Genomic DNA, 22,566 nt, shown 5'->3' with positions numbered 1-22,566 from the left:
CGCCGTCCTTCGGCCTTACCGCGCACGGGCCGTCGAACTTCCCTCGTACCCCTTCCAGCGGCAGCACTACTGGCTGCGGAACGAGCCCGTCGCCGCCCCGCGCGACGAGGCGCGGACCTCGGAGCAGCCTGCCGAGCGGGGGGACCTGCTGGGCGTGCGACTGCCGTCGTCGCCGCTCGCGCGGGCGCAGTTCGCCCCACGGCTCGACGCGGTGGCGCACCCCTGCCTCGGTGACTTCGTGGTCGGCGGACGGCCGGTGGTCAGCGCCGGTGTGCTCGTGGAGTCGTTGATCGAGGCGGTCACCGAACTCGCCGGACCGGGGCCCGTGTCCGTCGAGGACCTGGAACTGCCCGTCGACCTGGTGCTCGAACCGGTCGGCCTCGACCGGCCGGCGGCCGGTGACGGGCGCGCCGCCCAGCTCGTCGTGGACGGGGACCGGTTCCGCTACTACGCGCAGGACGCAGCCGGCGGCTGGCAGCTGCACGCGCAGGGCCGGGCCGCGTCCGGTGCGCCGGCCGCCCCCACGGTGGCGTTCGCGTCGGTGGGTTCGGGCCGCGAGCTGGCGGGTGACGAGCTGTACCGGATGCTGTGGCAGCGCGCCCTGTACCTGGGCTCTGCCGCCCGCTGGGTGGAGCGGATCCGGCTCGGCCGGGACGAGGCCACCGCGGAGATCCGGTCCGCCCTGCCCGGTGAGGCGGAGCGCTATCTGATCCACCCCGGTCTCGTCGACGCCATGTTCCAGACGGCGCTGGCCTGCTTCCCGATGGACGGTCCGGCGCTCGTGCCGGCCGGTCTCGACCGCTTCGTGCACTACGACCGCGGCGGCGCCCAGGACGGGCTCCGATGTCATGCCGAACTGTTCGAGGACGGCACCCGGGCGCGCATCCGCCTCGTCACCGCGCAGGGCCGGCTGGTCGCCGAGGCCTGCGGCGTGCGCTTCGTCCCGGCCCTGAGCCGGCCGGTGGCGGAGCCCGCCGCCGCCCCGGTGCCCGCGGCCGGGCACGTGACGCCGGTCGCGTCCGAACCGCAGCGGCGGGCCGCGGTCCCGACGGCCCCGGTCCCGACGGCCCCGGTCCCGGCTCCGGTCGAAGCGCCCGAGGTGGAACCCGAGGCGGTGCGCGCCCTCGTGACGCGGACCGTCGCCCAGGCGCTCGGCACGGTGGCGGCCCGGCTGGACGCCGGGCAGTCGCTGCAGGCGCTCGGCCTGGACTCGCTGATCGCGATGAAGATCCGGACGTCGCTGGACAAGAAGCTCGACGTCCTGCTGCCGATGACGGCGTTCCTGAACGGCCGCAGCACCGAGGACATCGCCGGGGACGTGCTCGCCGCGCTCGGCGCCGGTACGGAGACGGACACTGAGACGCCGGGGACCGACGGCGAGGTCGTCGCCGCTTCCGACGACGTTTCCGACGACGACGCGGAGCGTTACGAGCCGTTCGGCCTCACCGACCTCCAGCAGGCGTACCTGGTCGGCCGTGGCGACGCCTTCGAACTCGGCAACACCTCCACCTACTTCCAGATCGAGATCGACCTGGAGCAGGTGGACCTGGAGCGGCTCGGCGCGTCCTTCCGGGCGATGATCGAGCGTCACGACATGCTGCGGGCCGTCTTCACCGCCGAGGGCGAGCAGCGCGTCCAGCGCGAGGTCCCGGCCTATGCGATCCGCGAGACGGACGTCTCCCACCTGGCCGAGGACGAGCGCGAGGCCGCACTGGCCGCCGTCCACGAGGAGATGCGGCACCAGGTCTTCGACACCGCCCGCTGGCCGCTGTTCGACGTGCGGGTGACCCGGATCGACGACCGGGTGATCCGGCTGCACGCCGGCTTCGACGCCCTGATCATCGACGGGTTCAGCACCTCGATCCTGTTCAAGGAGTGGGCCGCGCACTACCGCGGCGAGGAGCTGCCCGAGCTGGAGCTGCGCTACCGGGACTACGTCCGGCAGGCCCGTGAGCTGGAGGGCGGTCCCGAGTACGACCGGGCGCTGGCCTACTGGCGGGACCGGCTGGACACCCTGCCGCCCGCGCCCCAGCTGCCGCTGGCGGTGGCCCCGTCGAGCCTGGACCGGCCGGTGTTCGACCACCGTGGCGCGACCCTCCCGAAGGAGGAGTGGGACCGCTTCAAGGAGCATGCGGCGGCGGCCGGGGTCAGCCCCTCCGCGGCGCTGTGCACCGCCTACTCGCAGGTGATCGCGGAGTGGAGCGCCACGCCCGACTTCTGCCTGAACCTGCTGTACTTCAACCGGCTGCCGCTGCACCCGCAGGTCGGCGACGTCATCGGCAACTTCTCCACCACGCTGATGCTGGAGATCCGCGACTCGGCCGACGACGCGTTCGCCGCCCGCGCGAACGACGTGCAGGCCCGGCTGTGGAGCGACATGGAGCACAGCCAGGTCAGCGGCGTGCAGGTGCTCAGGGAGCTGAACCGGGCGCGGGGCGCCTCGGTGCGGGCCGCCGCGCCGGTGGTCTTCACCAGTCTGGTGAACTTCGCGGGACAGCAGGACACCGAGCGGCGCGGGGTCGTGCAGTACCTCGCCGGGATCGGTGAGAACGGCCGCCAGGTGAGCAGTTCGGTGCGCACGCCGCAGGTGTGGCTGGACCACCAGGCGGTCGAGGAGGCCGGTGAGCTCGTCCTGAACTGGGACGTGATCGAGGAGCTGTTCCCGGCGGGCTGCGTGGACGCCATGTTCGCCGCGTACCAGCGGTTGCTGCACGAGCTGTGCCGCGACCCGGAGGCCTGGCAGCGGCCCAGGCCGGCGCTCGTGCCGGCGGCCGACCTGGCCGTACGGGCCGAGGCCAACGACACCGACGGGCCCCTGCCCGACGGGCTGCTGCACGACGCGGTGCTCGCCCGGGCCGCGGCCACGCCCGACGCGCCCGCCGTCATCTCGCGGGCGCTGACCCTGACGTACGCGGACCTCGACCGCAGGTCCAACCAGGTGGGGCACGCGCTGCGCGCCCAGGGGGCCGGCCCCGGCGACCTGGTGGCGATCGTGATGGACAAGGGCTGGGAGCAGGTCGTCGCGGCGCTCGGCATCCTGCGGGCCGGGGCGGCGTACGTCCCGATCGACGCCCGGGTGCCGGTCGAGCGGCTGCACGTGCTGCTGGAGAGCGCGGGGATCAGCCGGGTCGTCACCCAGCCGTGGGTGGAGGACACGGCGGACTGGCCGCAGGGGGTGACCAGGACCGTGGTGCGGGCCGACGACGAGGGCGAGGACGCCCCGCTCGGGGAGTCGGGCGCCAAGCCCGGCGACCTCGCGTACGTGATCTTCACCTCGGGCTCCACCGGACTGCCCAAGGGCGTGATGATCGAGCACGGGGCGGCCCTGAACACGGTGGTAGACGTCAACGAGCGCTACGGCGTCACCGCGGCGGACCGGGCACTCGGACTGTCCGCGATGCACTTCGACCTGTCGGTCTACGACGTCTTCGGACTGCTCTCGGCGGGCGGCGCCCTGGTCCTGCCGGAGCCGGCGGCGCACCGCGAGCCCGCCCGCTGGGCGGAGCTCGTCAGCGAGCACGGGGTGACCGTCTGGAACAGCGTGCCCGCGCTGATGGAGATGTTCACCGAGCACGCCCTGTCGAACGGGCTCACCGGGCTGCCGGTGCGGCTCGTCATGATGAGCGGTGACTGGATACCCGTGTCGCTGCCCGACCGGATCCGGCTGCTGCTGCCGGACGCGGAGCTGTGGAGCCTCGGTGGCGCCACGGAGGCGTCGATCTGGTCGATCCTGCACCCCATCGGCGACGTCCCGGACGACTGCGTGAGCATCCCGTACGGCAAGGCGATGCGCAACCAGCGCTTCCACGTGCTCGACGGCGCGATGCGGCCCTGCCCCGTGTGGGTGCCGGGCGACCTCTACATCGCCGGGGTCGGTCTGGCCCGCGGCTACCTGAACGACGAGGCCAAGACCCGCGCCGCGTTCCTGCACCACCCGGTCACCGGTGAGCGTCTCTACCGCACCGGTGACATGGGGCGCTTCCTGCCGGACGGGACCATCGAGTTCCTCGGCCGGCTGGACTCCCAGGTCAAGATCCAGGGCTACCGGATCGAGCTGGGCGAAGTGGAGGCCGCCCTCACCCAGTGCGAGGGCGTGCGGAGCGCCGCGGTCGTCGCGGCGGGCGAGCAGCACGGCCCCAAGCGGCTGATCGCGTACGTCGTCCTCGACGAGGGGCGCGACGACACCGAGGAGCAGATCACCGAGGCGCTGCGTCGGGTGGTCCCCTCGCACCTGGTGCCGCAGCGGATCCTCGTCCTGGACGAGCTGCCGCTCAGCGACAACGGCAAGGTCGACCGGGCGGCGCTGCCCGCTCCCGAGGAGGTCGCCGCGGAGGGCGCCGGCTTCGTCGCGCCCCGCGACGAGGTGGAGCGCCGGCTCGCCGAGATCTGGGCGGAGTTCTTCGGCGTGACCGAGATCGGGGTGACCGCGAGCTTCTTCGACCTCGGCGGCGACTCGCTCCTCGCGGTGCGCCTCATGGCCAGGATCGCCCGCGGTCTGGGCCGCAGCCTGCCGCTGTCCACCCTCTTCGCCCGGCCGACCATCGAGCTGCTCGCCCAGGCGGTCCGGGAGGCCGGCAGCGGCGAGGAGGGCCGCAAGGCGCTGGTGCCGGTGCGTACGGGCGGTTCGCGGACTCCCCTGGTGTTCGTGCACCCGGTCGGCGGTGACGTGCTCTGCTACGCGGAGCTCGCCGAACTCCTCGGTGACGACCAGCCGTTCTACGCGCTGCAGCTGCCGGACACGGAACTGACCAGCGTCGAGGCCATGGCCGCGCACTACGTCGCCGCGGTCCGCGAGGCGCTGCCGGAGGGTCCGTACCGGCTCGGCGGCTGGTCGATGGGCGGGGTGGTCGCCCTGGAGATGGCGGCCCTGCTCACCGCGGCGGGTGCCGAGGTGGAGCTGCTCGCCGTGATCGACCTGATGGTCGAGCCCGGCCCGGCCGAGGGGGCGCCCGTCTCCGACGAGACGCTGCTGTCCTGGTTCGCCCGGGACCTGGCGGGCCTCGCCGGTGTGGACTGGGAGCTGCCGCCCGGGGCCTTCGACGGCCGCCCGCCGGTGCGGGTGCTGCACGCGGAGGCACGGGCCGCGGGGGCGCTGTCCGAGGACATCGACCTCGACACGCTGAGCGGCATCGTCGACCGGTTCCGGAACAACTACCGGGCCCTGCTGCGCCACACGCCCAGCCGGTTCGCCGGCCGCGTGGTGTCGCTGCGGGCCGCGGACGGCGGTGCGACGGTCGAGACCGCGTCCCGCTGGATGCGGCACTTCCCCGGTGACGCCACCCTCGTCGACGTACCCGGTGACCACTACACGGTGATGCGGGGCGAGCGGCTGCGCGTCCTGGCCGGCGAGCTGCGCCGCGCCCTCGACGCGCACTGACCCGAACCGGCCGGGCCGCCGCGCGGGCGGCCCGGCCGGTCCACCCCGGACCGGGCCCGTCCGGTCCTGCGGATCCACCCCGGACCGGTCCCGCCCCGGTCCGGCCGACGCACCCCGGACCGGTCCTGCGGTTCCGCGGGCTCCAGGTCCAAGAAGTGAGGACATTCCGTATGCGAATAGATCAGGCCGACCCGACGAGGCGGCCGACGAGCACGCTGCCGGCCGACGTGCCGGTCGCCGTCATCGGGGCGGGTCAGTCCGGGCTCGCCGCCGCGTACCACCTGCGGCAGGCCGGGATCCGGTGTGTGCTGCTCGACGCGGGCAGCGAGGTCGGCGAGACCTGGGAGCGGCGCTGGGACTCCCTGAAGCTGTTCACGTCCGCGCAGTTCTCCGGGCTGCCGGGCCTGCCCTTCCCCGGGGCCGGCGCGCACTACCCCGGCAAGGACGAGGTCGTGGCGTATCTGCGGGAGTACGTCGAGCGGTTCGAGCTCCCCGTGCTGACCGACCACCGCGTGCTGTCGCTGCGCAGGGACGGCGACGGCTATCTGCTGACCACCGCGCACGGCGTCTGCCGGGCCGGGCAGGTCGTGATCGCGACCGGCGCGTTCGGCAGGGCGCGGGTCCCGGACTTCGCCGCCGGGCTGAGCCCGGACGTGCCCACCCTGCACACCAGCGAGTACCGGAGCGCCGCCCAGGTGCCGCCGGGCACCGTGGTGGTCGTCGGCGACGGCAACTCCGGCCGGCAGATCGCCGCGGAGCTGTCCGAGACCCACAGCGTGGTGCTCGGCTGCAGCGAGGCCGTCTCGCCGCCGCTGCCGCAGACCGTCGTCGGACGGGACATGTTCTGGTGGATGAGCGTGCTCGGCGTGATGAGCCTGCCGGTGAACATGCAGGCGCCGGACCCGATCGTCGGCGACCGGGTGCCGGAGCTGGTCGCGGCGGGCCGGATGCGCACGGTGGGCCGGATCACCGGAGCCGACGGCGCCGAGCTGCTGGTCGGGGACGGCGAGCGCCTGAAGCCGTCCTCGGTGATCTGGGCGACCGGCTACCGCACCGACTGGAGCTGGCTCGACCCGGCGATGCTCGACGAGGACGGGCAGCCCCTGCACACGGAGGGCACGGGGGTGCTGCCCGGCAGCCACTACCTGGGGCTCTACCGGATGCGCACCCGCGGCTCGGCGCTGATCGGCTTCGTCGGCCGGGACGCCGAGCGCGCCGCGGCGGCGATCACCGCCGCCGCCCGGAGCACCACGACCGTCTCTTCCCCGGCAGAAGGTGAGCCGTCATGACCACCGCCACCACCACCTCCACCGAACTCGACGTGCTGGGCGCCCTGTTGGCGTTCGACTTCATCGGGTTCGCGCAGAAGTCCGCCGCCCTCGACCCCGCCGGGCCGGGGTACGGGCAGGCGGTCGGCGCCGCCTTCGGGCTCGCCGCCCGCCGCCGCTTCCCGCAGGGGGCGACGCCGCAGGAGATCGGCGGGTACGTCGCGGAGTTCCTCGGCTCCCTCGAGGCCGGCGCGGAGGACTTCGACCCGGCGGCCCTGGAGCGTCTGATCGCGGACGGTCTGGGCGCGGAGCCGGCGGCGGGCGGTGAGCAGTCGGATCCCGAGGGGGCGATGCAGGCCCGCCTCGTCCTGACGCTCCGCTGGGTACGGGAGCTGGGCCTCGACCCCGCCGGGCAGCGGGAGCTGCTGGCGGAGGCGGAACGCCTGCTGACGGCCTAGGCGTACGGAGGCGGTGCCTCGGGGTCACCGGGGCGCCGCCTCCCGTACGTCCTACTCCCGAGGGGACTCGCCCGGGACCCAGACGTCGAGCGCCCCCTCCCCGTACGACGTCCGCACCGCCCTCTTGTCGTACTTGCCGACGCTGGTCTTGGGCACCGCGTCGACGAAGGACCAGCGCTCCGGTATCCACCAGCGCGCCACCCGTCCGGCCAGGAACTCCCGGAGCTCGTCCCCGCCGACCCCCGCGCCCGGCACCAGTGACACACAGGCCAGGGGGCGCTCCTCCCAGCGCGGGTCGGGCACGCCGACCACGACGGCCTCGAGCACGGCGGGGTGCTCGATGATGGCGTTCTCGAGCTCGATGGTGGAGATCCACTCGCCGCCGCTCTTGATGCCGTCCTTGAGCCGGTCGCTGACGACCACCCAGCCGCCCGGTTCGATCACTCCGAGGTCTCCGGTGCGCAGCCAGCCGTCGTGGAACTTCTCCGCGGAGTCCTCGGTGTTGAAGTACGAGCCGGCGACCCACGGTCCGCGCAGCTCCAGTTCGCCCACCGAGCGGCCGTCCCAGGGCTGTTCGCTGCCGTCCTCCGCGATCAGCCGGGCCTCGACGAAGGGCATGAGGCGGCCGCTCTTGGCGAGCCAGTCGACCTCGTCCTCGTCCGGGGCGCCGCGCGGGGGGACGGCGAAGGTCGCGAGGGGGCTGGTCTCGGTCAGTCCCCAGCCCTGCTTCAGCCGGACCCCGTAGCGGTCCTTGAGCTGCTGGAGCAGGGCGCGCGGCGGGGTGGCGCCGCCGCAGCCCGCGAGTCGTACGCCGCTCATGTCCAGCGGGTGCTGCTCGCCGTGGTGGACCAGGCTGTTCCAGATGGTGCAGATCGCCGCGACGGCGGTGGGCCGCTCCTCGTTGATGATCCGGGCCAGGTCCGGGGTGTGCAGCCGGCGGCCGTTCATGATGAGGTCGGAGCCCGCCAGCCAGGCGGCGTAGGGCCAGCCCCAGGCGTTGGCGTGAAACATGGGCACGATCGGCAGGACGCGGTCGCCGTCGTGCATCGCGAATCCGGCGCCGGCCGAGACGCCGAGCGTGTGGAGGACGATCGAGCGGTGGCTGTAGGCCACGCCCTTGGGGTCGCCGGTGGTGCCGGTCGTGTAGCAGAGCGCCGCCGCTTCCCGTTCGTCCAGGTCGGGCCAGTCGAAGCCGGGCCGCTCGGCGGCGAGCAGTTCGTCCCAGCGGTGTACGGCGATGTGGGCGGGCAGCTCCACCTGCGGCGCGTCGCCGATGACGACCAGGTGGCGCACGCCGCCCAGCCGGTCCCGCAGGGGCGGGAGCATGTCCAGGAGGGTCGCGTCGACCAGGAGGACGGCGTCCTCGGCGTGCTCGACGATGTAGCCCAACTGGTCGTGGTGGAGGCGGAGGTTGAGCGTGTGGAGCACCGCCCCCATGCTCGGTACGGCGAGGTACGCCACCAGGTGTTCGGGGGTGTTCCAGGCCAGTGTGGCGACCCGCTCGCCGAGTTGCACGCCCAGCCGGGCGAGTGCGGCGGCGAGCCGCTCGGCCTGTCGGGCGATGTCGGCGAAGGTCTGTGAGGACCGTGCGGTGGGTCCGTCGGCACACCGCACCACCCGGCTGTCCCCGTACACGCGTTGTCCGTGCGCGAGGATGTCGCGAACCAGCAGCTCGCGGTCCTGCATCGTGCTCTTCATGGTGCGGCCCCTTGCGAGTACGCGGTCAGAGGACGGATCAGCCGAGGTACTGGATCTCCCCCAGCAGGGAGCTGCTGACGTGATCGTGGTCGAGCAGGTTGACGCGGGCGTTCATCTTGCCGCTGCCGGCGGCGAACTCGTAGTTGCCGGAGCCGCCGATGATCTTGAAGGTGCCGGTCGGGTAGACCATGGTGTCCGACGTCAGCGGCGCGGTGAGCGCGTAGCTGATGTTGAGCCGGTCGCCGTCGGGCTCCGTCATCGTCGCCGTCCCCTTGATGTCGTACTTGCCGGGGATGGTCGCGGTGCACACCACCTCCTTCTGCGTCCAGGTGGCGGTGGTGACCGGCCTGCCGGTGGACGTCCCCGTCCCGGTCACGTTGTACCCGTTGCAGCCCACGGTGTCGGGGTGCGTGGTCGCGACCACCGCGAAGTTGCTGGTGATCTCGACGCTGGGAAGGTAGGTCTCGGCAGCGACGGCCGAGGGGCCGGTCTCGGCGGCGTAGGTGACGCCGACGGTGCCGCCTGCGATCAGTACCGTTCCGGCCACCACGCCCGCCATGCGCGTGGACCAGTGACGGGCAGCTCTTGCCATGTTCTCCCCCGAAGTTGTCAGATCTGTCCAACTAGGCCCCGATGAAGGGGTGTTGGGGACAGCTTCCCCGATCGAGGAGTCTTCCGTCGAGACGTTCGACGCGCGCGTCGCGGACGAAGAAGCGGAGCCGGCCTCGCTCGCGGCGAAGCCGGCTCCGGGGGTGGAGGGCGCCGTCAGGGCGTCATCCGCCGCTGACCGGTCCTAGGTCAGATCTGCCACCGGAAACCCATGGATCCGGACAGGGCGGCGCTGACGTGCTCCTTGTCCAGCAGGTTGACCGTGGTGTTCATCGTGCCGCTGCCGACCGCTTCGTCGAAGACGCCGTCGCCGCCGGTGATCGTGAAGGTGCCGGTCGGGTAGACCATGGGGTCCGACGTCAGCGGCGCGCTGACGTGGTAGGTGATGTAGAGGTGGGAGCCGTCGGACTGGGTGAGCGTCAGCTTGCCGTTGATGTCCCACTTCCCGGGGACGGTCGCCGTGCAGGCGTCCTCCGTCTGCGACCAGGTGCCGGTGCCGTTGATCCGGTTGCCGGTGACGGTCCCCGATCCGACCACCTTGTAGCCGTTGCAGCCGACGGTGTCCGGGTGCTCGCTCGTGACCACGCCGTACTTCCCGAGGGCGTCGAACGGGCTCGCCCCGGGAGGAGGCGTCACGGCGGCGTTCGAGACGCCGGTCGTGCCGCCGACGACCAGAGCCGCTCCGGCCATCGCGCCCGCTATGCGCGCCGACCAACGGCGAGTAAGAGTTGCCATGTTCATCCCCCGCATTTGTCAGTTCTTGATGAACTCGGCCCACTTGAGGGCCTGTTGTCGATCAGTTTCCATGATCGAGGGCCGTTCCGTCGAGCCGTTCGGGCCAACCGTTTTCACCGGCCGCCGCCCGAACCCTCACCGGGGCTTCACAGCCGTCGGACGCGCTCGTGGTGGACCGGGCACCGGCCCCGCGCGGGCTCGCCACCGCGGCCGCCCCGCCGAAATCCGGGTGCGGGACGCCGGGGCCGTCGTGTGTGATCGGCGCATGACGATCGTGGTGGACACCCCGGGGGCCGACCGGCTGGGCGAGGTCGTGGACGTGCTGCGCGCCTGGCAGTACGAGGGGGCGCCGATGCAGTTGCATCCCGGCGACCTGGGCTGGTTCTGGCGGTCGGGCGCGGAGGCGACCGCCGGGGCGGTCAGGACGTGGAGCCGGGACGGGCGGATCCTCGCCGTCGGGCTGCTGGACGGCCCCGGACTGCTGCGGCTGACGATCGCGCCGGACGCCCGGCGGGAGGAGGAGCCGGCGCGGCGGCTGGTCGAGGACGTGACCGCGCCGGAGCACGGCGTGCTGCCCGCGGGCAGGGTGAACGTCGAGGCGCCGGCGGACGCGCTCGTCCAGGAGCTGCTGGCCGAGGCCGGCTGGGGCGTCGACGAGCCGTGGACACCGCTGCGCCGCGACCTCACGGCACCGGTGCGGGACCCCGGCCTGCGGATCGAGGAGGTCGGGCCGGAGCGGGCGCACGTCTTCGCCGCCGTGCTCCGGGCGGCGTTCGACGGATCGGAGTTCTCGGCCGGCCGCTGGCGCGCGATGGCGGCCGGGCTGCCGTACGCCGACGCCCGGTGCCTGCTCGCGTACGACGACCGGGACGACGCGGTGGCGGCGGTGACGGTGTGGTCGGCCGGTCCGGGCAGGCCCGGTCTGCTCGAACCGATGGGCGTGCACCGCGACCACCGCCGCCGGGGACACGGCAGGGCGATCACCCTCGCCGCCGCGGCCGCCCTCCGGGAACTGGGCTCGTCGAGCGCGCTCGTCTGCACCCCGAGTTCCAACACCGGCGCCGTCGCGGCCTACGAGTCGGCCGGCTTCCGGCCGTGCCCCGAGGTCCGGGACCGGTACCGGGACGCCTGAGGGAGGCTCCGGGACCCCGTATCAGGGCGGGATAGCCTCGATCGTCCCCCTCGGACGGTGCAGCGCGTCCCGGAGTTCGTCCGGGGGCGGGGTGGCCGGCACCGGCCGGAGCGCCCTGGGGCGGTGGGGGCCGGTGGCGAAGGCGTCCGCGGTGGACACGAGGACGCCTTCCTCCGCGAGCGCGGCCGCCACGTGGTCGGGCCACCGATGCGGCTCCAGACCGGGCCGGACCGTGTACGAGGCCGGGTGGGCCGTGACGTCCAGGCCGGTCGGTGCCGCACGGGCGATGTCCTGCCGGGCGGCGGCGTCCGCGCGACGGCCCCGCTCCAGGCGCGTCACCGTGCCGTCGGAGAGCCGGCGGGTGGCGAGCGCGGTGACGAGCCCCGGGGTCCCCAAGCCGGTGATCGTCGTCGTCAACAACCTCGCGTACGAAGGGGGTTGCGAGATCACCGAGACCGCGCCGCTCGGGATCGCCGCCGAGCACGCGGCCTTCGCCGAGCCCGAGGTCTCCCTTGGGGTCCCGCCGCCCTTCGGCGGCTCCCGGCGACTGCCGCGCCGTGTCGGTCGCAAGCGCGGCCTGGAGATGATCCTGACCGGCGATCCGGTCCCGGCCGCCCGAGCCGCCGAGATCGGCCTCGTCAACGGCGTCGTGCCCGCCGGTGAACTCCTCGGCGCCGCACGGGAGCCGGCCGCGCACATCACCCGGCACGCGCCGACGGCGGTGGCGGCCTGCCTGCGCGCGGTCACCCGCGGGATCGACCTGCCGATCGACGAGGGGCTCGCCGTCGAGTCGGCCCGCTTCGCCGCCACCGTGCCCGCGGAGGGCGTACGGACGGGCCCGCGGCGGTTCCTCGACCGCCAGGTCCTGTGGTCGGACTCCCGCTTCAGCGCACTCCCTCCCACAGCAGCCTCTCCTCCGCGCGCGGGTCGTCGACCGGGGCGGGGGCGGGTGGGGCGGTGAAGGTCATCGTCGTACGGGTCCCCCGGTCGTACGGCTTCCAGCCGGGGCTGCCCGTCTTCGCGAAGGAGACCCACGCCCCGTGCACGGCGTCCGCGAGCTCCCGGGGCGGGTGGGCGCCGAGCAGCGGGGCGTACGACGGGTCGTGGAGGCGGTCGAAGACGAAGGGCAGTTCCAGCGCGTGGCAGGCGCCGAGGGTGCCGTCGAACCGCGGGGAGCGCCAGGCGAACTCGTAGAGGTACGAGCCCGGGACGGCTTCGGCAAGGCGGACGGCCGGGATCCGGTAGAACCAGTCGGTGGCCACCGCGTCGAGGAGTTCGCCCGGTGTGGCGTCCGGGCGGGCCGCCCGGTAGACGGGAAGGGCCTCGGCCGGGTCGAGGCCGTAGGCCGCGGTCATGGCGCGGAGCGAGGACTCGGGGAGGACGTGGAGCCGTTCGGTGGGGACCAGGAACAGGCGGTACTCCTCGCGGTTGCTGCCGATCATCAGGTCGACGCCGCAGTCCGGGCCGGGGAGGGCGGGGCCGGACCGGACCGGCTCGAAGGGCATGATGTTCAGCACCGCCTCGCCCCACCGCGCCGGGTCCGGGTCGGCGCTCACCTCCGCGCGCAACGCGCCCTGGGCCGGGAGGAGTTCCGGCAGGGGAACGGCCTCGAAGGCCTCCGGGGTCGGCTCGATCCCCAGTTTCTCCGCGAGGCGGGCCGCGATCAGCCGGGCCGACGGCGGGCGCAGGAAGTGGTGACAGGCTCCGCTCTGCAGGATCGCCCGGTGGAAGAGCCCGCGGGCCGCCCCGGTGGTCAGCAGCGCGCCGATGCTCATCGCGCCCGCGGACTCGCCGAAGACGGTCACCCGCTCCGGGTCGCCGCCGAAGGAGGCGATCTCGTCCCGGACCCAGCGGAGCGCGGCGATCTGGTCGAGCAGGCCCCGGTTGTCGGGGCGACCCGGGAGGTGGAGGAAACCGTCGGCGCCCAGGCGGTAGTTGAGGGTGACGCAGACGACGCCGTCCCGGGCGAAGGCGCCTCCGTCGTACCCGGACGCCGAGCCCGAGCCGTTGGTGAACGCGCCTCCGTGCAGCCACACCATCACGGGGAGACCGGCGCCCGGTTCCGGGGCCGGCGTCCAGACGTTGAGGTTCAGGCAGTCGTCCCCCGGGATCGTGTTCTCCGGGACGAGGGCGTCGAAGGGCGGGGCGTAGGGGGCGTGCGGTGCCGTCGGCCCGTGGGCCGTGGCGTCGCGCACCCCCGTCCACGGTTCCGGTGGGGCGGGCGCCCGGAAGCGTCGCGCGCCGAAGGGCGGAGCGGCGTACGGGATGCCGAGGAAGGAGGTCACTCCGTCGGGAGAGGTCCGGCCGCGGACCTCCCCCTGCCGGGTGCGGCACACCGTCATGCCGCGAGGACCTCGAGGAGCGCCTTGCCGAACTCCTCGGGGCGTTCGAGGTGGACGGCGTGCCCCACGTCGGCGACGGCGACCTCCCGCACCGTGCCGCCGGCCGCCGCGTAGCGGTCCAGGACGTGACGCGTCTGCGCCAGCATCGGCTGCGCGGGGGTGCCGTCCCAGCCCGGCACCGCGCCGATCGCGCCGAGGTGCGCCAGGTCGAACATCGAGGTGTCGGAGACGATGATGTCGTCCTCTCCCCGTATCCACAGCACCGGTGGCTTGGGGTCGACCAGGTGCAGGTCGTCGACGCGGAAGTGGGTCGGGGCCATGCAGTTGAGGACGCCGCGCGTGCCGGGCGCGATGCCGGGCCAGGCGTCGGACGGCGTGCTGTCGCCCGGGTAGTGGTCGTCGCCGAGGCGCGTGGCGAGCATGGACTCGACGTACGCGTCCTCGTGCGCGGTGCGGAACGGCGGCTTGACGTAGCAGGTCGTCAGGACGGAGCGCGGCGAGAGCGGGGAGTCGGCGCCGCGGTCGCCCTCGGCGAGCAGCCTGACGAACTCCGGGTTGGCCGTCCCGCCGCCCGAGCCCGCCCCGTCCGCGGAGTTGAGGACGCCGTCCACGCCGTGGGTGCCGCCGAAGCCGTACGGGGAGACGGGGCTGACCAGGGTCGCGGAGCGCACCGCGGCGGGGTGGTCGCGGAGGTACTGCATGACCACGCCGCCGCCCATGGACCAGCCGACGAGGTGGGCCCGGTCGATGCCGAGGGCCGCGAGCAGCTCGGCGAGGTCGTCGGCGTAGTCCCGCAGGCCGCGCGTGGCGTCGACGGGCAGGGGGTCGGTGCCGCCGAAGCCGCGCAGGTCGACGGCGAGGGGGCGGTAGGGGGCCGGGAGCGCGGTGAGGGTGGAGTGCCAGAAGGCGGAGGAGGAGACGTTGCCGTGGACGAAGACGACGGCCTCGCCCTCGGTCCTGGCCTCGGTGATCTGCTGGGTGAGCCGGGCGGTGGTGACGCGGCGGGTGCGGAGCGTGGTCATGTCCTTCTGGTCCTTCGGTCCTCGGGTGCTTCAGGAGAGCCAGGTGGCGACCTGGGCGGCGGCGGCGCTGTGCCAGCCCAGTTCGAGGTGGTTGGCCCCGGCGACGGTGGCCTTGCCTCCGACGGTGGGGATGCCGGTGGTGTCGAGCGCGCTGGAGACGAAGACGACGCCGTCGCTGGGGCCGCGGTTCTCGTTGAAGATGCCGAGGACGTCGGCGGACCCGCCGGCCAGGAGGTAGGTGGTGACGGAGGCCGGGACTCCGGCGCTGTGCAGCGGGCCGATGAGCGATCCGGCGTCGATGGCGGCCTGGATGCCGGCGCCGGCGGTGTAGAAGCCCTGGCCGCCGTAGTACGTCGTGTACCAGTCCTGGGCGGCGCCGTCGACTCCGTACACGCCGTCCCAGCGGGCCAGCATCTGGCGCTGCCCGGGGTAGTTGTCCTGGCCGCCGGCCGGGGACATCGAGAACTCGGGGTGCGCGGTGTACAGGCCGTAGCAGGTCATGTGGGAGTGCGGGGAGGGCGCGTTGATCTTTCCGCCGCACTCCGGCCAGATGGAGAAGTCGTGGGCCCAGCCGTGGGCGTACGGGTAGTCGTAGCCGCCGTTCGGGCCGCCGAGGGTGATCAGTCGGCGGACGTCACCGGCGTACGCCCGTCCCCAGCTCGGCTTCAGGGACGACACGTACGCGCGGGTCGACATCTGACCCTTGCTCCAGCCGACCAGGTCGACCTTGTCGACCCCGAGCTTCGCCTTGATGACGGCGATCGCGTCGCCGACGATCTGCGCCTGCATGAGGTTGTCGCCCTGCTTGTGGGCGAAGCCGACGGCGAAGACGCGGTGGCCGCGCTCGGCGAGGTACTGCATGAGCCCGGTGGACGGGCAGGAGGCGGCGCCGCAGCCGTAGCCGCCCGATTCGCCGGGGTTGGCCCAGGCGCGGTCGGCGGTGTCGTTCGCCCCGTGCACGAGGAGGACGGGGGTGGTGCGGCTGCCGGTGTTCCAGCCGGGGGCCGAGTAGAGCAGGAACCGGCCGGAGGACGGCCGGGAGACGCCGCCGAAGTACGTGACGCGCTTGCCGTCCTGGTCACCGCGGCCGTCCGCCGGATAACCCTCGGTGCGGAAGCCGCCGGTCGTGTCGAGATAGCGCTCGACCCGCTCCCAGCCGTTGGTGACGGTCCCGGTGCCGTAGCTCGCCTCCAGCGTGAGGTACGGGGGCGGCGCGGCGGCGACGGCGGGCGGTCCCAGCAGGGCCGTCGCGACGACCCCCACCACCGCGATGACACGGGCCGCGCGCAGTCGCCACCGCCGCCCCGGACTCCTTCTGTCGGCCATGCCCCGGCCTCCCCCGCTCGTGCGCCCTCGGCGCGTCCTCCCGGTGCCCGTCCCGGCATCGGGAGCTGCACACGTTAGGCGGGCGGGGAGTCAGCGGGGCATATGGCCGAGCCACACAAAGTGAAAGGTGAGCATGAGGGGCGGCTATACGGCATCGGGCGCGGACCGGCCGTCGGCGGAGGGCGGCTGCTCGCCGGCGGACCCGGGCCGCTCGTCGTCGGACGCCGGGGTGTCACCGTGCGCGGACCCGGGCCGCTCGCCGTCGGACGCCGGGCCGCCGTCGTCCGCGGGCTCCGCCGCCCGGGCCCTGCGTGCGGCGGACGCGGCCAGTATGCCGTCGAGCAGCGCGTCGAGGCCGTCCGTCAACTCCTGGTAACCGCCCTTCTCGGTCAGGGAGGGCGCGGTCTCGCGCAGCCGGGGGAGCTCGCGGGCCGGCATCAGGTGCAGACCCAGGCGGAACGCCGGATCGGGCTCGTCGGGGTTCTCGACCATGGCCCGCAGGTCGCTGAAGATGTAGCCGAGCACCCACCCGGTGACCGCCCGGTAGGCGGTGACGACGCCGGGTTCGTCGAGTCCCGCGCGGTCCAGCAGGGCCAGTACCCGCTCGTGGGCCTGCAGCACCGCGAGGGGGCGGCGGGCCAGCGGGACGGCCAGCAGGCGCGTGGCCAGCAGCGGCACGACGTGCGGGTGGGCGAGGGCGATCCGGTAGAGGGCGCAGGCGCCGCGGCGCAGCTCGGCGCGCCATTCGGGCAGCTCGGCGGCCTGGCCGAGGGGTACGGGTTCCTCGCGGGCGAGGTCCTCGTGCAGCTCGGTGTAGAGCTGCTCGACCAGTCCGTCCAGGAGCGCGTCCTTGCTGGGGGCGTAGCGGTACAGCGCCATCGCCTCGACGTCGAGCTCGGCGGCGACCCGCCGCATGCTCAGGGCTGACAGGCCCTCGTGGTCCACCACCTCGAGGGCCGCGGCGAGGACACGTTCACGGCTCAGCCGGCGCCGGCCGCGGCGCCGCTCGGTGGGGTGGCCGACGTCCACCTTCCTGCGCTCCGGCTGGGTGCTGCTGACCATGGCATGCCTCCGGGCTCGAGGTCGCGCTGCGACTCCTCCCGACTATACATGAAGGGTATCAAAGCCATACGTTTACCGCGTAAATGGACATCCATTGACATCAAGGATAAGGCAGCGCAATATGTATGTTTAAAACGTAGACGTACGACGACAGCACAGCTGCCCGGTCCCCCCGCTGGAGGCCGCTGACATGGACGGCAACCGCACCCTCCGCACCGAGTGCTCCGAACTGAACGCCCCCCGCCCGCTCGTTCGGCCCCGTCTGACCCTCGTCATCCCGACGCGCAACGAGCGCGAATCCGTCCCGCTCCTGCTGCGCGCCCTGGAACCGGCCTTCGACGGCCTGCCCGTCGAGATCCTGTTCGTCGACGACAGCGATGACGACACACCGGCGACGGCCGCGCGGCACGCCCCTGACTGCCGGCTACCGGTCCGCATGATCCACCGTGAGAGCGGCGCCCGGGAGGGCGGCCTGGCGGGGGCCGTCCTCTCGGGCGCACGCCATGCCCGGGGCGAATGGGCCCTGGTCATGGACGCCGACCTCCAGCACCCGCCGGAGGCGGCCGCCGCGCTCGCCCGCACCGCCCTGGGACACGACGTCGACATCGTGGTCGGCACCCGCTACGCGGGATCCGGATCGACCGGTGACGGGCTCGACGGCCCCGTCCGCCGGCTCGTCTCCCGCGGCAGCACGCTCCTCACCAAGGCGGTCTTCCCCCACCGGCTGGCCGGCGTCAGCGACCCCATGAGCGGACTCTTCGCCTTCCGTACCTCCGCGATCGACATGGACCGGCTCAGCCCCCTCGGCTTCAAGGTGCTGCTCGAGCTGCTCGTCCGACATCCCGGCGCACGCGTCGCCGAGGTCGCCTACCGCTTCGCGCCCCGCGCGGCCGGCACCTCCAAGGCCTCGCTGCGCGAGGGCATGCGGTTCCTGCGCCACCTGCTCCGGCTGCGCCGCCCCGACCTCGCCGCCGCGCGGCGCACCGACCAGGTCCGCCACGCCGTGCCCGGCCGCCGCGACCTCGGCGCCACCACCCGGTTCCTGGCCTTCGGTCTCGTCGGTGTCAGCGGCATCGCCGTCAACACCGCCGCCCTGTGGTTCTTCCACTCCGTCGTGGGACTCCAGCAGCTCCTCGGCGCCACGCTCGCCACCCAGGTGTCGTCCCTGTGGAACTTCGCCCTCCTCGAGACGCTCGTCTACCGCGGCGGCCGGGGCGGCGACAAGCGTGCGGTCCTCGTCCGCGGCATCGCCTTCCTCGCCCTGAACAACCTGCTGCTGCTCGGCCGGCTGCCCCTCCTCGAATGGCTCGTCGACACCGGGATCGGACTGCTCACCGCCAACGTCATCAGCCTCGTCGCGCTCTTCGTGGCCCGGTTCCTCTTCAGCGACCTGCTCATCTACCGCGGTCGCCGGGACGACGGAGCCCGCCGCGACCCCGTGCGCGTGCTCGTCGCCCCCGGCTCCGTCCCTCCCGGCTCCACGGCGCCCTCCCCCGCCAGGGCCGCCTCCGCCCCTGCCGACCCCGCCGACCCCGCCGCCGCCCCGGCCCACCACCCCAAGCGCCCCAGGTACCTGACCTACCGTTACGACATCGCCGGCACCGTCACCATCGGCTCCCAGATCCGCCTGCCCGAGCTGGAGTTCTTCCGCGCCCAGTGGGTGCCGCCCGACTCCTGCGACATCACCGTCCGCGTCGGCGACGTGGGCCGCCGGTTCCCCCGCCACCGCTCCGTCATGACCGAGATCCCCGGCCGCGGCGGACCGCAGCCCACCACCGTGCAGTACGAGGAGCAGCTCGGCCGGTTCGGCGCCAACTTCCGCGTCGACATCGGCGACCCCGTCGACGTCCTCGTCAGCCCGCTGCTCGCCCGCTCCCCGCACGTCGTCTACACCAACGTCCTGGAGGCGCTGCTGCGCTTCGTGCTCGTCGCCCGCGGCCGGATGCTCCTGCACTCCGCGTGCGTCGAGCTGGGCGGCACCGGCGTGATGCTCTCCGCGCTCACCGACACCGGCAAGACGTCCACCGTCCTGCGGCTGCTGAGCGAACACGACGGACGGTTCCTGTCCGACGACATGACCGTCGTCGACGCCACCGGCAACGCCCTCTGCTTCCCCAAGCCGCTCACCATCAGCGCGCACACCCTGCACGCCGTGCGCTCCGACGACCTGACCCCCCACGAATGGCGCCGGCTGCAGCGGCAGAGCCGGCTGCACTCCAAGGAAGGCCGTTCCTTCGCCTTCACCCTGGCCCGCCACAACCTGCCCATCATGGGAATCAACGCGGTCACGCAGATCCTCGTGCCCCCGCCGAAGTACGCCGTCGACCGGCTCGTGTCCTGCAGGCTGAGCAGCGCCGTCAAGGTGACCGAACTGTTCGTCATCGAGCGCGGCACGCCCCGCCTGAGCGACCTCGGCCACGACGAGACCGTCGACCGACTGCTCGTCAACACCGAGGACGCCTACGGCTTCCCGCCCTTCAGGTACTTCGCCCCCGCCATCACCGTCGACGGGCTCGACCACGCCCGGTTGCGCAGCCGGGAACGGGACGTCCTGTCCGGCTTCCTCTCCGGTGTGCGCACCCGCGTCCTGGCCTCCGACCGCTTCGGCTGGGCCGACGAGATACCGCGGCTCCTCGACACGGGCCGGCCGGCGGTCAACGGCCGCCCGGCACACCCGGTCGACGGGCACCCGTGGCCGCACTGGATGCCGGAGGAACCGAAGGGCGGACCGTCCCTGCCCGTACGCCCCGGCGCCCTGCACCCGTACGGTACCGCCCTCCGGGCCGAATCCGGCGCCTCCCGCGAGGGCGACGCCGGCGGGAGGACGCCATGATCCGTCCCGCGTACTCCACCGCGGACGCGACGGCCGCCCCCGGGACCGACAGCCGCTCGCGGGCCACCGACCGCCCACCGGGAACGGCGGACCCCCAGGCCCGCCGGGACTTCCGCGGCGCCCGGCGGCGCGCCGCCCGCTGGGCGCTGCGGAGCGCCCTGCCGCTCACGGCCGTCCTCGCCCTGGCCGGCTTCCTGCGGTTCTGGCAGCTCACCGAGACCGGCTTCAACAGCGACGAGGCCGTCTACACCGGCACCGCCGCCTCCCTCGCCGGCGACCCCGGCATGCAGACGGTGTTCCCCGTCTTCCGCGCCCACCCCGTGCTGTTCGCCGGCCTCCTGTCGCTCTTCCTGCGCGGCGGCACCGACGACTTCACCGCCCGCGCGGTCGCCGCCGCCATCGGCGTGCTGACCGTCGCCGTCACGTACCTGCTGGCCCGGAGGCTCTACGGCCGCGCCGCGGGGTTCGCCGCCGCACTGGTACTCGCCGTCATGCCGTACCACGTGGTGGTGACCCGTCAGGTGCTGCTCGACGGGCTGATGACGCTGTGCGCCACAGTGGCGCTGTACTGCGTCGTGCGGTACGTGCAGAGCGGCTCCGACGGCCTCCCCTGGCTGCTCGGGGCCGCGGCGGCGCTGGGTGCGGCCACGCTCTCCAAGGAGACGGCGCTGGTCCTCCTGTGCGGCCTGTACGTCTTCTTCGTGCTCAGCCGTTCGGCGCGGATGCGGTTGCGGCACGCCGTTCTCGCCACCGGTGTCCTCTGCCTCGTCGTCGCCGCCTTCCCGCTCGCGACGTCGCTCGCGGGCCACGGCTCCACCGGGCAGGACTACCTGCAGTGGCAGCTGTTCCGGCGCGCCAACCATCCGATGGGGTTCTACGCCGTCACGGTGCCGCAGGCCGTCGGCTGGGCCGCCCTCGTGGCCGCCGCGGCCGGGCTGTTCCTGCTGCGCCGCCGGATGAGCTGGCGCGAGGGCCTGCTGCTGTGCTGGATCGCCGCGCCCGTGCTGTTCTTCACCCTGTGGCCCGTCAAGGGCTTCCCCTATCTGCTGCCGGTCGCGCCGCCGCTGGCCGTGCTGGCCGGCCGCGCGCTGAGCGCCCTCGCCGAACTCCGGCCGCGGCCCGGCCGGATGCGGTCCGGCCGGACGCGGCGCAGCCGGCTCCGGCTGCGGCCCGGCGTGCTGGCCGCCGTCGGCGCCGTCTTCGTCACGCTCGTCGTGACGGCCACCCTCGCCCTCTCCTCCGCGACCCGCATCACCGCCGCTCCGAACGGCTCGTTCCTCGCCGGTTCCGGCGGTCTGCCGGGCGGCCGCGAGGCGGGCCAGTGGGTGCGCGACCACGTGCCCGCCGGGGCGCAGCTGCTCGCCGCCGGCCCCTCGACCGCGAACGTCCTCCAGTTCTACGGGGGGAAGTCCGTCTCGGCGCTGTCGGTGAGCGTCAACCGGCTCCACCGCAACCCGTCGTACACGCCGGTGCCCAACCCCGACCGTTCCCTGCGCGACGGCGAGTTCCAGTACCTCGTCTGGGACTCCTACACCGCCCACCGCTCCCCGTTCTACGGCGCGAAGATCCGGCAGCTGGTCGAGAAGTACCGCGGCACCCCCGTCTACACCTCCGCCCTGCGGGTCCCCGCCTCCTCCGCCGACCCGACGCCCACTCCGGTGTTCGTCGTCTACCAGGTGCGTGTGCCATGAAGTCGCCGACCGCCCGTCTGCTGGCAGCGCTGGCCGGCGCGGCCCTGCTGCTCGGCCCCACCACGGCCGCGGCCGCCACCGACCCCGACCCGGGCTCCGGCACCGCCGCCGAGCACCGCGCGACCACCCCCGTCCGGCACTTCATCTACCTGATGCAGGGCCCCCGCACCTTCGACAACTACTTCGGCACGTACCCCGGAGCCGACGGGATCCCCGCCGACGCCTGCCAGCCGCGCACCGCCGACGGCCCCGCCGCCGACTGCGTGCGGCCGTACGCCCTGCACGACAAGGCCCCCGCCCCGCTCTCCCCCAGTCGGAGCATCATCGCCGCGCAGGTGAACGGCGGCCGCATGGACGGCTTCGTGTCCGCGTACACCCGCCAGGGCCGGGACGGGACTCCCGTCATGGGCCACTACGACGCCCGGGACCTGCCCTTCTCCTGGGCGGCCGCCGACCGCTACGTGCTCTTCGACAGGTTCTTCTCCGCCGTCCCGTACGGCACCGCCGCCGAACGCTCCTACTGGGTCTCGGGAGCCGCCCCGACGGCCGGGGGCGACCGCCCCACCATCTTCGACCGGCTCCAGCAGGCGGGTGTCAGCTGGAAGTTCTACGTCCAGGACTACCGGCCCGACGAGAACGTCCGGACGCCCGGCTCCACCCAGCAGGTGCGCGTCCCGCTCCTCGGACACGCCCGCTTCCTCGACGATCCCGCCCTCGCCTCCCACATCGTGGACCTGGACCAGTACTACCGCGACCTCGACAACGGCACCCTGCCGTCGGTGGCGTACATCTCGAGTTCGGGCTCGTCCGAGACCTCAGCGCGGTCCGTCCCGGCCGGCCAGAAGCTCATCCGCTCGCTGGCCACCCAGCTCGCCCTCAGCCGCTACTGGGACAGCTCGGCGCTGCTGTGGAGCTACGACGGCTCCGGCGGCTGGTACGACCACGTGGCCCCGCCGGCCGCCGCCGACGGCCCGCGCGGCCTGCGCGTACCGGCCGTCCTGATCAGCGCGTAC

General features: G+C 73.6%; 16 protein-coding genes. 8 read left to right on the top strand and 8 right to left on the bottom strand.

Going from position 1 to position 22,566, the window contains the following annotated elements; translation table 11 throughout:
• The 3 genes from K7G60_RS34205 to K7G60_RS34195 form a co-directional block, all read left to right on the top strand.
• Nucleotides 1–5,377 (top strand): non-ribosomal peptide synthetase (locus K7G60_RS34205; RefSeq protein ID WP_225804853.1); only part of this gene is annotated, 5,377 nt, incomplete at its 5' end.
• A gap of 170 nt (nt 5,378–5,547) precedes the next feature.
• On the top strand, nt 5,548–6,666 hold the full coding sequence (locus K7G60_RS34200) for an NAD(P)/FAD-dependent oxidoreductase (RefSeq protein ID WP_225804852.1): 1,119 nt from the start codon (nt 5,548–5,550) through the stop codon (nt 6,664–6,666).
• Complete coding sequence (locus K7G60_RS34195) at nt 6,663–7,103, top strand: hypothetical protein (protein WP_225804851.1); 441 nt, start codon at nt 6,663–6,665, stop codon at nt 7,101–7,103. Before K7G60_RS34200 ends, K7G60_RS34195 begins: the two co-directional genes overlap by 4 nt.
• A gap of 51 nt (nt 7,104–7,154) precedes the next feature.
• Here K7G60_RS34195 and K7G60_RS34190 read toward each other — a convergent pair whose 3' ends face one another.
• From K7G60_RS34190 to K7G60_RS34180, 3 genes are all read right to left on the bottom strand, one after another.
• Nucleotides 7,155–8,801 (bottom strand): long-chain fatty acid--CoA ligase, encoded by a 1,647-nt coding sequence (locus K7G60_RS34190; protein WP_225804850.1) that lies wholly within the window; start codon nt 8,799–8,801, stop codon nt 7,155–7,157.
• A 37-nt stretch (nt 8,802–8,838) separates the two neighbouring features.
• On the bottom strand, nt 8,839–9,393 hold the full coding sequence (locus K7G60_RS34185) for a hypothetical protein (protein ID WP_225804849.1): 555 nt from the start codon (nt 9,391–9,393) through the stop codon (nt 8,839–8,841).
• 206 nt (nt 9,394–9,599) lie between these two features.
• Complete coding sequence (locus tag K7G60_RS34180; protein ID WP_225804848.1) at nt 9,600–10,145, bottom strand: hypothetical protein; 546 nt, start codon at nt 10,143–10,145, stop codon at nt 9,600–9,602.
• A 265-nt stretch (nt 10,146–10,410) separates the two neighbouring features.
• Here K7G60_RS34180 and K7G60_RS34175 point away from each other — a divergent pair, with 265 nt between their 5' ends.
• Nucleotides 10,411–11,277 carry a GNAT family N-acetyltransferase gene (locus K7G60_RS34175; RefSeq protein ID WP_225804847.1) on the top strand — a complete coding sequence of 289 codons (867 nt, stop codon included), beginning with the start codon at nt 10,411–10,413 and terminating at the stop codon, nt 11,275–11,277.
• A 21-nt stretch (nt 11,278–11,298) separates the two neighbouring features.
• On the opposite strand, the gene K7G60_RS34170 is transcribed toward K7G60_RS34175, so the two are convergent.
• Nucleotides 11,299–11,673 carry a hypothetical protein gene (locus K7G60_RS34170; protein ID WP_225804846.1) on the bottom strand — a complete coding sequence of 125 codons (375 nt, stop codon included), beginning with the start codon at nt 11,671–11,673 and terminating at the stop codon, nt 11,299–11,301.
• Between K7G60_RS34170 and K7G60_RS34165 the strand changes: the two genes are divergently transcribed.
• Nucleotides 11,651–12,238, top strand: a complete 588-nt coding sequence (locus K7G60_RS34165; RefSeq protein ID WP_225804845.1) for an enoyl-CoA hydratase-related protein — start codon at nt 11,651–11,653, stop codon at nt 12,236–12,238. The two genes, K7G60_RS34170 and K7G60_RS34165, sit on opposite strands and share 23 nt — an antisense overlap.
• Here the strand turns inward: K7G60_RS34165 and K7G60_RS34160 are convergent.
• From K7G60_RS34160 to K7G60_RS34145, 4 genes are all read right to left on the bottom strand, one after another.
• Complete coding sequence (locus tag K7G60_RS34160) at nt 12,162–13,619, bottom strand: carboxylesterase/lipase family protein (protein ID WP_225804844.1); 1,458 nt, start codon at nt 13,617–13,619, stop codon at nt 12,162–12,164. The genes K7G60_RS34165 and K7G60_RS34160 overlap by 77 nt on opposite strands.
• Nucleotides 13,616–14,641, bottom strand: coding sequence for an alpha/beta hydrolase (locus tag K7G60_RS34155; RefSeq protein WP_225804843.1), 1,026 nt, complete (start codon nt 14,639–14,641; stop codon nt 13,616–13,618). The genes K7G60_RS34160 and K7G60_RS34155 overlap by 4 nt, the downstream gene beginning before the upstream one ends.
• A 30-nt stretch (nt 14,642–14,671) precedes the next feature.
• Nucleotides 14,672–15,967 carry a triacylglycerol lipase gene (locus tag K7G60_RS34150; RefSeq protein ID WP_225804842.1) on the bottom strand — a complete coding sequence of 432 codons (1,296 nt, stop codon included), beginning with the start codon at nt 15,965–15,967 and terminating at the stop codon, nt 14,672–14,674.
• A 144-nt stretch (nt 15,968–16,111) separates the two neighbouring features.
• Nucleotides 16,112–17,029 (bottom strand): TetR/AcrR family transcriptional regulator, encoded by a 918-nt coding sequence (locus K7G60_RS34145; protein WP_308082935.1) that lies wholly within the window; start codon nt 17,027–17,029, stop codon nt 16,112–16,114.
• Nucleotides 17,030–17,219: 190 nt separating this feature from the next.
• Between K7G60_RS34145 and K7G60_RS34140 the strand changes: the two genes are divergently transcribed.
• The 3 genes from K7G60_RS34140 to K7G60_RS34130 form a co-directional block, all read left to right on the top strand.
• Nucleotides 17,220–19,862: a glycosyltransferase gene (locus tag K7G60_RS34140; RefSeq protein ID WP_225804841.1), complete on the top strand. Its 2,643-nt coding sequence runs from the start codon at nt 17,220–17,222 to the stop codon at nt 19,860–19,862.
• Nucleotides 19,859–21,553 (top strand): glycosyltransferase family 39 protein, encoded by a 1,695-nt coding sequence (locus K7G60_RS34135; RefSeq protein WP_225804840.1) that lies wholly within the window; start codon nt 19,859–19,861, stop codon nt 21,551–21,553. The genes K7G60_RS34140 and K7G60_RS34135 overlap by 4 nt, the downstream gene beginning before the upstream one ends.
• Nucleotides 21,550–22,566: alkaline phosphatase family protein (locus K7G60_RS34130; RefSeq protein WP_225804839.1), on the top strand; the 1,017-nt coding region annotated here is incomplete at its 3' end. The genes K7G60_RS34135 and K7G60_RS34130, both read left to right, overlap by 4 nt.

The organism is Streptomyces sp. NK15101 (assembly GCF_020400725.1).
Lineage (GTDB): Bacteria > Actinomycetota > Actinomycetes > Streptomycetales > Streptomycetaceae > Streptomyces.
The sequence above is the reverse complement of the archived record's forward strand: the minus strand, read 5'-3'. Positions and strand labels throughout refer to the sequence as shown.

Coding starts and splice junctions, on each gene's coding strand:
- K7G60_RS34175 (WP_225804847.1), top strand. CDS start 10,411: ATGACGATCGTGGTGGACACCCCGGGGGCCGACCGGCTGGGCGAGGTC.
- K7G60_RS34200 (WP_225804852.1), top strand. CDS start 5,548: ATGCGAATAGATCAGGCCGACCCGACGAGGCGGCCGACGAGCACGCTG.
- K7G60_RS34150 (WP_225804842.1), bottom strand. CDS start 15,967: ATGGCCGACAGAAGGAGTCCGGGGCGGCGGTGGCGACTGCGCGCGGCC.
- K7G60_RS34155 (WP_225804843.1), bottom strand. CDS start 14,641: ATGACCACGCTCCGCACCCGCCGCGTCACCACCGCCCGGCTCACCCAG.
- K7G60_RS34190 (WP_225804850.1), bottom strand. CDS start 8,801: ATGAAGAGCACGATGCAGGACCGCGAGCTGCTGGTTCGCGACATCCTC.
- K7G60_RS34135 (WP_225804840.1), top strand. CDS start 19,859: ATGATCCGTCCCGCGTACTCCACCGCGGACGCGACGGCCGCCCCCGGG.
- K7G60_RS34180 (WP_225804848.1), bottom strand. CDS start 10,145: ATGGCAACTCTTACTCGCCGTTGGTCGGCGCGCATAGCGGGCGCGATG.
- K7G60_RS34195 (WP_225804851.1), top strand. CDS start 6,663: ATGACCACCGCCACCACCACCTCCACCGAACTCGACGTGCTGGGCGCC.
- K7G60_RS34185 (WP_225804849.1), bottom strand. CDS start 9,393: ATGGCAAGAGCTGCCCGTCACTGGTCCACGCGCATGGCGGGCGTGGTG.
- K7G60_RS34140 (WP_225804841.1), top strand. CDS start 17,220: ATGGACGGCAACCGCACCCTCCGCACCGAGTGCTCCGAACTGAACGCC.
- K7G60_RS34145 (WP_308082935.1), bottom strand. CDS start 17,029: ATGGTCAGCAGCACCCAGCCGGAGCGCAGGAAGGTGGACGTCGGCCAC.
- K7G60_RS34160 (WP_225804844.1), bottom strand. CDS start 13,619: ATGACGGTGTGCCGCACCCGGCAGGGGGAGGTCCGCGGCCGGACCTCT.